This is a genomic window from Synergistota bacterium (assembly GCA_021159885.1).
GTDB lineage: Bacteria > Synergistota > GBS-1 > GBS-1 > GBS-1 > AUK310.
This window is the reverse complement of sequence record JAGHDO010000051.1, coordinates 1-8,993: the sequence shown is the minus strand read 5'-3', so window position 1 is coordinate 8,993 and position 8,993 is coordinate 1. Positions and strand designations below refer to the sequence as shown.

The 8,993-nt window shown below is 41.9% G+C and carries 9 protein-coding genes; all 9 read right to left on the bottom strand.

Annotated elements, in window-relative coordinates; all coding sequences use genetic code 11:
* A partial coding sequence (locus J7M13_04670) for a hypothetical protein (protein ID MCD6363275.1) occupies window positions 1-902 on the bottom strand: 902 nt, incomplete at its 3' end.
* Between the two features lie 5 nt (window positions 903-907).
* Window positions 908-1,465: a hypothetical protein gene (locus tag J7M13_04665; protein MCD6363274.1), complete on the bottom strand. Its 558-nt coding sequence runs from the start codon at window positions 1,463-1,465 to the stop codon at window positions 908-910.
* The gene (locus J7M13_04660; GenBank protein ID MCD6363273.1) at window positions 1,447-2,730 is read right to left on the bottom strand and encodes a hypothetical protein; all 1,284 of its coding nucleotides are present in this window, start codon (window positions 2,728-2,730) and stop codon (window positions 1,447-1,449) included. Before J7M13_04660 ends, J7M13_04665 begins: the two co-directional genes overlap by 19 nt.
* Window positions 2,681-3,682 (bottom strand): hypothetical protein, encoded by a 1,002-nt coding sequence (locus J7M13_04655; GenBank protein MCD6363272.1) that lies wholly within the window; start codon window positions 3,680-3,682, stop codon window positions 2,681-2,683. Before J7M13_04655 ends, J7M13_04660 begins: the two co-directional genes overlap by 50 nt.
* Window positions 3,679-5,286, bottom strand: a complete 1,608-nt coding sequence (locus tag J7M13_04650; protein MCD6363271.1) for a CTP synthase — start codon at window positions 5,284-5,286, stop codon at window positions 3,679-3,681. Before J7M13_04650 ends, J7M13_04655 begins: the two co-directional genes overlap by 4 nt.
* An 8-nt stretch (window positions 5,287-5,294) precedes the next feature.
* Window positions 5,295-5,726, bottom strand: coding sequence for a HEAT repeat domain-containing protein (locus J7M13_04645; protein ID MCD6363270.1), 432 nt, complete (start codon window positions 5,724-5,726; stop codon window positions 5,295-5,297).
* Between the two features lie 17 nt (window positions 5,727-5,743).
* On the bottom strand, window positions 5,744-6,940 hold the full coding sequence (locus J7M13_04640; GenBank protein MCD6363269.1) for a peptidoglycan DD-metalloendopeptidase family protein: 1,197 nt from the start codon (window positions 6,938-6,940) through the stop codon (window positions 5,744-5,746).
* 11 nt (window positions 6,941-6,951) lie between these two features.
* Entirely contained in the window at window positions 6,952-8,193 is a 1,242-nt protein-coding gene (gene rho / locus J7M13_04635) for a transcription termination factor Rho (GenBank protein MCD6363268.1), read from the bottom strand.
* A partial coding sequence (locus tag J7M13_04630) for a hypothetical protein (GenBank protein MCD6363267.1) occupies window positions 8,186-8,993 on the bottom strand: 808 nt, incomplete at its 5' end. The genes rho and J7M13_04630, both read right to left, overlap by 8 nt.

The following is an 8,993-nucleotide window of genomic DNA, read 5'->3' as shown; positions in this document are numbered from 1 at the left end:
TCAGTCCTCCATCTTATAGTACTGTCATCATCCCAGTCCTCAGAGCGCTCCACATCGATCGAAAGTTTTGAACTTTTAGAAAAAGTCCACTCTAAATTAGATTTGCCAACGATTCCTTGCCTCTCGGAATAGAAAAGAGCGGTAGAAAAGGAGAGAGAGTCCCCAATATCACCTATATAGAAACCACCATACCAGCCCAAACTTGCTGTATACCCAACCATGGGCATTATCATCAAACCTCTACCTCTTCGAAGGTTAAAAGAGTAGTCAAACGGGAGAGAAATCACCTTCCGCCCTCCTATAAAAAGAGAGAGTTTTTTAACCCTGACATTACCATTGGGGTAGACCACTATCCTTTCGCCAGAGATGAAATAAGTAGGCTTATAAAGCCTACAGCTTGTAAACTTACCATGAATTATAGTAACTTCGAAATCAGGCTTTTTTAACTTAACTGGTTTCGTTCTAAAAAACAGAAATTTATGCGCAGGTATGGTATCTATGAGCTCAAACTCCACCTTGCTACCGTAAAATCTTGTTCCCCGCGCTTCTCCTTCCGCACTTATAACAAAACCTCTTCTTTTCAAAGCGTTATAATAAATCTCGCTTCCATAAAGAGTGTACTTACCTCTTGCTATCCTTACCTTGTTCCCTAAAAAAGCCTTGGCGAAAATTTCCTTTCTATCAATAAGGAAAATAACTTTATCCGCCCATAAATTAAGGTCTCCCTGCTTAACGAAGACATCTCCCTCTCCTACTATTTTTGCTTCAGAGGGAAAGTAAGATAAGGCCACAGCGCTTATTTCCACAGCATTATCTTTTTTCATCGTATAAGCATATACATTTCCAATAAAAAGAATAAACATGAACGCTAAGTAAATCGATATTGATAGCTTCCTTCTCATCAGGTTTATTTCCCCTCCATATTCATGATATTAACATTACCCTTAAATTCAAAGACCTTTTCTACCACATCTATGCTTAGCTTAGATGCGCTTCCCTTCCACCCATCTATCCGAAAACTAACATTACCTGCTCCTTTCACCTTATCACTCATAAGATTCCATACGAGAGAATCGCTTCTCCATTTTAGTTTTCTAAAAACACCTGTAATACCTCCGTCTAAAAATATCATTCCTTTATTGATATCATAGGCCCCTTTCGTACCCTTAATAAGCAAAAGAATTCTTCCATTTCCCTTTTCAAGAAGTCTTAGGCTAATATCCTTTCCTCTAACACTATCATCGGTTTTATTCATCTCCATCGCATAAATTTCCAGTATCCTGTTATCTTTCAGCTCTTTCCAAAAGAATACTTCCTGCATAGAAAGCCCTTCTATTTCCTTATTATCCTTCCCCTCATTGTGCAAACTCAAGTCGCTTATAAGCATAAGTACATAAAGAAAAACAACCCCTAAGCCAATGCCTATCCACAAAAGTTTTCTTTTATCTAAAATCGAATCCTCCACCCCTCCTTCTCAAGAACGAAATAGAAGCTCTTCGTTTGTATTATTTTAATAAAGCCAAGCTTAACACTCGCAACAAGAGTAATCCTGGTTCCCCGCTTTGTCTTCTTAGGAGGAAGAAGCTTATACTTTCCTTCCTTGATCCACGAGGGAGGTCCTTCCTTCACAAGCCTTTTGAATCTCAAGAATGAGATCTTTTTACGACTCTCAATAGACAATAGCGAGTACATTCTCCTATAGTTTCCCTCTTTCCAAGCTTCTATATAATCTTTTAAAACTCCTTGCGGATCAAATACCTTTATCTCCTTTACCTTTCCCTTTAAAAAGCTTAGATCGGTTTCCTCCTTTTTCTTTATCGGCAATAGCTTAACAGGAATTTTCTCGACACCTTTTTTATGAAGCGCTTTTTTCGACTTGGGAGGCGAAGGAAGCTTCACCTTCAGGGGTTTAGAGCTGACCTCCGGTTTCACAGGTTTTTTAGGAGGGGTCGGCTTTATAACCGTCTTTATCTGAGCTTTTGGTTTGACCACCTTTACTTCTCCTTTAGCCTTTTTATCCTCCTTAGGACCTTTCTTCTCAGTCCTGGAGGATGAAGCCTTTGCAAGTTCTTCCCAAGATATAACCCTTTTCCTTTCCTCCTTTGCAAGTCTTTCTTTCTCGGAAGTAGATAGAATCCAAGAGAAAGACATGGCTCCATCAGGTAAACCTTTTATGCTAAGCGTTATCCTTCCCGCATCCTTGGGAAGCTTAGGGAAAAATACCAACCCCTGAACCTTACCGTTAACAGAAGATTCAAGTTGAGGTTCAAACTTTATTGGATGATACTCTCTCCCCTTAGAGTCCTTAAGAACGAGATTCTTAGAAAGCGGCGCTATCGAAAACGGTTTCTTTCCTATATTTTCAATGGTTATTAAAAAGGCAGCAGCCTTACCCAGTTGAAGCGCGCTCTTGACGCTATCTTCAAAGCTTCTCTTCTCAGACTCATCCCATTTATTCAAACTCGCATTCAATTCTACCCAGGGTTTAAGAATCGTTGGATCATAGTAGAGAACATAAACAAGCGAATTTAAGCCCCATCTGAAAGAGGCCCACTTATTCATTAAATCTATAAATTTCCTTTTCAGGGCTTCAATATCTCCCGCGGACGCTTCCTCAGCGTAAGAGTTCCAACATAGCGATAATATAAGAATGAAAGAAAAAATTACCGATATCAAGAAATTACTGTTTAGGCTCCTTTTCTTCCTTCGTTCCCTCTCCTTTCTTTTCAATCTCTTTTTTTACCTCCTCCTCTTTCACTATGAGTCCTTTAACCTTCACGTCTTGGCTTGTTTCCAGGTAAAATTTAGCACCCGCGGGTATCTTTGCTTCTTCTCCATGAACAAAAGCCCCCGCGACTAAGCCGACCGGTCCAAACACACCAAGTCCTACAAAACTACTTACAACTGCCCACGCTCTTCCTTTCATCTCTCTTTTATTCTCCTCAGCTGCGCGCTTACCCATACAAACAGGGATTTCCTCTCCTAACATATCCTCAACGTGATTAAATTCCACATTAACTTTGCCAGCCTTTCCAAAGCTTCCAGCCCGTTCGACCTTTACAACCTTTCCATATCCAATGGAACCTCTTGGAATTACCAAAACCCCATGGTATATAAGATCGCTTATCACCTTTATCCTAACTAAATCTCCAGGTTTATTTTTTCTTGAGTCCAAAGGAGTTAAGAGCGTAACTTTAACAAGCTGTTCCTTAGGAAGCTCTACCTCTCCCATTTTTATTTCTCCGCTTGGGACACAAAGCTTTATCAGGTTTTCTACCCTCCATGCGAGAGGTTTATCGGTCTGCTCTTTCCCTATTATCATTTCCTCAAGCTTATCAACCCTTGATGAAAGAGGACCGGGAAAAACCTCTTGAAGCACAAGCCACTCCAAAGAAGCTATCTTAAAGCATAGCGGATATTCATCTTCGGTTCCCTCAAACACAAACTCGATTAACCTCCTTTGCCTCTCGAGTATCGTTCCCGGAAGAGTTCGCCCAAAAAGCATCCTCTCTATCCTGTTTAGCCTCTCTATAACGGCCCCTTGTTGAGGCTTACCGTAGACAAGCTTCTCCACCTTAATAAGGTCGCCTATAAATGCTTTCTCATCAGCACCAAAAACGGGCAATGAAAAAAGAATGACAAGTGATATTACTGCGATAAACGCTATGCCCTTTACCTTCATAGGATCTCCTCCTTTCTGGCCATAGTAGCCTTTATAAAATCTCTAAAAAGAGGGTGAGGTCTATATGGCCTTGACTTAAACTCCGGATGAAACTGGACCCCCATAAACCAAGGATGTCCTTCAAGTTCCACAATCTCAACCAGCCTCCCATTTGGCGATATACCAGCTATTCTCAAGCCTCTGGAGGAAAGATATTCCCTATATTCGTTGTTAAACTCGTATCTGTGCCTATGTCTCTCATAAACAAGCCCTTCACCATAGGAATTATAAGCTAAGCTACCTTTAATCAATCTGCATGGATAGCTTCCAAGTCTCATTGTTCCCCCGAGATCCTTAACCGCACGCTGCTCAGGTAAGAGATCTATAACGGGATGAGGGGTGTCGGGATCCACCTCAGTGGTATTAGCTCCATCAAGTCCACAAACGTTTCTGGCAAACTCTATAACAGCACACTGCATCCCAAAGCAAAGCCCCAAAAACGGGATCTTCCTCTCCCTCGCATATCTTATAGCTTCCACTTTCCCCTCAATTCCTCTATAGCCAAACCCTCCTGGGACGAGAAGTCCATCAACCTCCTTTAACAAAGCTTCGCTTCCTTTCTTCTCTACCTCTTCCGCATCAACCCATTTTATGTTAAGTTTTCTCCTCCAGTATACCGTAGCATGTGTTAAGGCTTCTACCACGCTTATATAAGCATCTTTATGCTTTATATATTTTCCAACTATGGCTATTTTAACATCACCCAAAGGGCTAAGCCACGATTCAACAAAGTTTTCAAACATGGAAAGATCCGGTTCTCTATGAGGAAGCGAGAGCTTCCGCGAAATTAATTCTCCTAATCCCTCCCTTTCCAAAGAAAGCGGTACCTCATATATAAGCCTAACATCTTTAGCTTCAATAACAGCCTCTACCGGGAGATTAGAAAAAAGCGCTATCTTCCTTATAGAACCTTTAGAGAGGGCCCCCTCAGTTCTGCAAATTATCACATCCGGCTGTATACCTATTCTCCTTAATTCGTTAACACTGTGCTGTGTTGGCTTTGTCTTGGCCTCACCGGCTGCTTTAAGATAGGGAACAAGCGTAACATGCAGATAAAGCGTGTTCTCAAATCCTTCTTCTATCCTGAACTGCCTTATAGCCTCAAGAAATGGTAACCCCTCTATATCTCCTACCGTCCCACCAACCTCTACTATTAGGACATCCAACCCCTTAGCAACCCTTCTTATACGATGCTTTATCTCATCCGTAACGTGAGGTATAACTTGAACTGTTGCTCCGAGATAATCTCCCCGTCTCTCTTTAGCTATAACAGCCTGATACACTTTTCCAGCAGTAACGTTATGATCTGATGTCAGACATATATCCATAAACCGTTCATAATGTCCCAGATCAAGGTCCGTTTCCGCCCCATCTTCTGTAACAAATACCTCCCCATGCTGATAAGGATTCATTGTGCCCGCATCCACATTAAGGTAGGGATCAAACTTAAGAGCGCCTACTTTAAAACCCCTTGCTTTTAATATAGCACCTATTGAGGATGCAGTGATACCCTTTCCTAAGGAAGAACACACTCCCCCTGTAACAAATACATATTTGGTAGTCAATGCATTCTTCACCCTTTCGTTTTCTGTATTAAGGCAAGGAAGCGAGCTCTCATCTCCAAAACCTTTAAAGCTTCGCTCGCATAATGCTTAACAAAACCATCGGAATCCCCTTGAGCTTTTTTCAAGACCTCTATAGCTCGCACATCTCCAAGCTTCCCTAAAGCCTTTGCTGAAAAGCCTCTCACGAAGCTATCCTCATCCTCAAGCAGAGATTTCATCAAAGCTTCTATTGCATCTTCCTTTGCAGGATTAAGCTCTTCTAATACCTCAGTTGCCTTTATCCTGATCAACCTGTCATCGCTGTTTAATAGCAGATTTATTACCTCTTTCCTTACCTCATCCTCTCCAACAAAGGGCTTTAAGCTATCCAGAATTTCTATCTTTTTAGATGAATCGCTCTCGCGTCGGAGACTTTCTAACGCTTCCTTCCAATCGTCCATTCCCTTCCCCCCGCTAACTAACGAAGATAATAAAGCGGATTAACAGGCCTCCCTCTGTTTCTTATTTCAAAATGAAGATGAGGACCCGTTGATCTACCAGTATTACCTACTCTTCCTATTATTTGCCCCTGCCTGACATATTGACCCACTCTAACGTATATCCTGCTACAGTGAGCATATCGAGTCTCCCAGCCTCCTCCATGATCTACAACTATAACGAGCCCATATCCCCTTTGCCAACCAGCGTATTTAACCCTCCCAGACCGGGAAGCCCTTATAGGTTTTCCAACTGCCCCCCTTATATCTAAACCTGGATGGAACTCCATTCTTCGGGAAAATGGACTTCTTCTCCAACCAAACTTAGAGGTTATGCGCCCATACACTGGCCATATAAACCTCTTTCGGGAAAGACGAGACGCAAGCCATCTGGGCCTTGAAGGTAAACCCCCACGCTTTAGCTTACCACCTGGAATGAACACAAGCATTCCGGGTTTAAGCGTTTTTACGTTAGGATTATATTTCTTTATGCTCTCAAGCTTAACCTTATACATCCTCGCTATCTTTTTTAGAGTTTCTCCCTTGGAAACCTTATGAAAAACGCCAGGAACATTCGGAACCTTTATTACCTGTCCTATTTTTAATAGATCTATCCTCTTAAGCTTATTAGCGCTTATAAGCGTATCAACAGTTATCTTAAATTTTCTGGCTATGTCCCAAAGAGTATCTCCTGGCTTAACAACATAGGTAAAAACTTTTACTGGTGAGGTTTTCTTAATCTTCGTCTCTATCTCTCTATCAACCTTAAGAGAGAGACTTCCGCTGCGAGGTAATCCCGCTTTAAAGAGGTATTTTACTCCAACAAGCGAGAAGTTTTTTAAATCACTTAAGGAAATTCCAACATCCAAGCCTCTTCCTACATTCCCTTCCATGCTAAAAGCAACGAAAACCAAGCTTTTCACCTCGGGAAGAGGTGGAACTTCAAGCGACATAGCAGAAGCTATCCCTGCCCCTATACTTACATCTACTCCTACCAGATCATACGGTACCTCTTTAGCAAACTTGATTATCTCCTCCTTCTCCCAGTCATATCTTGGCTCCTCACATATCCCACGCTTTACCGCCCAAAGATTTTCACACTCCCTCCAGGAGAGGAAGAGAAAGAGAGAAGAAAGACTTATCATAAAAATAACAAATTTTGAAAAATGCCCTCTCATCTCGCACCTCCTTACTTAACGGCTCGGAGGAACTCCGCGTTAGTCTTCGTCTCCCTGAGCTTCTTAATTAATATTTGCAGAACCTCTGCCTCATCAAGCCCAGCCATTCTTCTCCTTAAAAGCCAAACTTTTTGCAACTCCTCTTCACTTAAAAGAAGCTCCTCTTTCCTTGTACCAGACTTTTTAAGATCAATTGCTGGGAATATTCGCTGTTCAGCAAGCTTTCTGCTTAAATGTATCTCCATATTTCCCGTTCCCTTAAACTCCTCATATATAAGATCATCCATCCTGCTACCCGTATCTATCAGAGCAGTAGCTATGATTGTGAGGCTTCCTCCTTCCTCTATATTTCTCGCAGCTCCTAAAAACCTCTTAGGGTAATGAATGGCTACGGAATCCATTCCTCCAGAGAGAGTTCTCCCACTTGGCGGAACTGTAAGGTTATATGCTCTCGCCAATCTCGTTAAGCTATCCAGTAGTATAACTACATCTCTTCCATACTCCACCAATCTCTTTGCCTTCTCAAGAACGAGCTCAGCTACCTTAAGATGCTCATTAACGGGCCGATCAAATGTGGAGCTTACGACTTCCCCTCTGACAGATCGCTTCATGTCCGTAACCTCTTCAGGCCTCTCATCTATCAAAAGAACTATAAGAAAAACCTCTGGATGATTCGCGGTTATACTATTTGCTATATTCTTAAGAAGCGTCGTTTTCCCAGCTTTAGGTGGAGACACTATAAGCCCTCTCTGTCCTTTACCTATAGGAGCGAATAGATCCACTAAGCGAGTGGATATCTCATTGGGATCACTCTCGAGGATAAACTTCTCACAGGGATATATAGGGGTTAGCTCATCAAAGAAAGGTCTCATTCTCGCTTTTTCCGGATCTTCAAAGTTAACGACCTCAACTCTGAGGAGAGAAAAGTAGTGTTCTTGCTCCTTAGGAGGCCTGGTCTGCCCCCAAACGATATCCCCCGTCCTGAGGTTAAATCTTCTTATCTGAGAGGGAGAAACATAGACATCTGCATTTCCAGGAAGATAACCATTCGTCCTTAAAAAGCCCATTCCTTCCGGAACTATCTCAAGAACCCCACCACCAAATAAAAACCCCCTACTTTTAGCCTGCGCTCTTAATATCTCAAATATCAGCTCCTGCTTCCTAAAACGAGTATACCCCGTAACCCCGAATTCCTTAGCTATAGCTTGAAGCTCCACTAACGTTTTATTGCTTAGCTCGCTAAATTCAAGCAAAGCCTTCTACCCCCTTATTAACCATGAAGATAAATAGAGGATAAACCAATGGCAAAGCCAATCCTAAGGCTCTCCACTTATGGGAAATCAGCAATAAAACACCTGAGCTCACGATCATTACGCCAAGACACGTAATAAGATGCGTTAAGGAAGCTTCACTTATCATCGATCCCTTGTAGAGAAAAGCAGCAATAGGAAGTATAAAAAAGTTAAATAGATTACTTCCTAAAAGATCTCCAACAAACAAGTTATAAGACCCCCTTCTCAATGCAGCACAAGAGGTTGAAACCTCGGGCAACGAAGTAACAACGGCTATAAATAAAGTGCCCATAAACGTATTTGTAAGGCTTGTCAACGTCGCTAACTTACCAGCGGAGACTATCAGAAAATACCCTGCTACTGCTACGAGGGTTCCGCTTCCGAAGAGATAAATCAATATAGCATTTCCCCCACTGGAGCTTTTTGAACCCGCTTCACCTTCAGAGCGCTTAAACATGGATATCACAATCAAAGGATACACCAAAAACACGGGGAAAAGGTTTACCTTAAATAGTATACCAAACATCGTAAAAGATGTAAAAAGCAAACCCCATCCAATAAGCTTATAAGCTCCTGAATCCTCGCTTTTCTTCAAAAGGTTAAACCAAACGAAGGAAAACAGGGAAAAAGCGGTTATATTGAAAAAATTACTGCCGAGTATATCTCCTATCACCATGTTGGGATATCCTTCAAGAACTCCGCTTATAGCTGTTGCGAACTCCGGCAGGGAAGTGATAGTCGCTATTATAAATAATCCCGCC

Excerpts from the sequence above, each read along its gene's own strand:
- J7M13_04645 (MCD6363270.1), bottom strand. The coding sequence starts at position 5,726 with ATGGACGATTGGAAGGAAGCGTTAGAAAGTCTCCGACGCGAGAGCGAT.
- J7M13_04640 (MCD6363269.1), bottom strand. The coding sequence starts at position 6,940 with ATGAGAGGGCATTTTTCAAAATTTGTTATTTTTATGATAAGTCTTTCT.
- J7M13_04655 (MCD6363272.1), bottom strand. The coding sequence starts at position 3,682 with ATGAAGGTAAAGGGCATAGCGTTTATCGCAGTAATATCACTTGTCATT.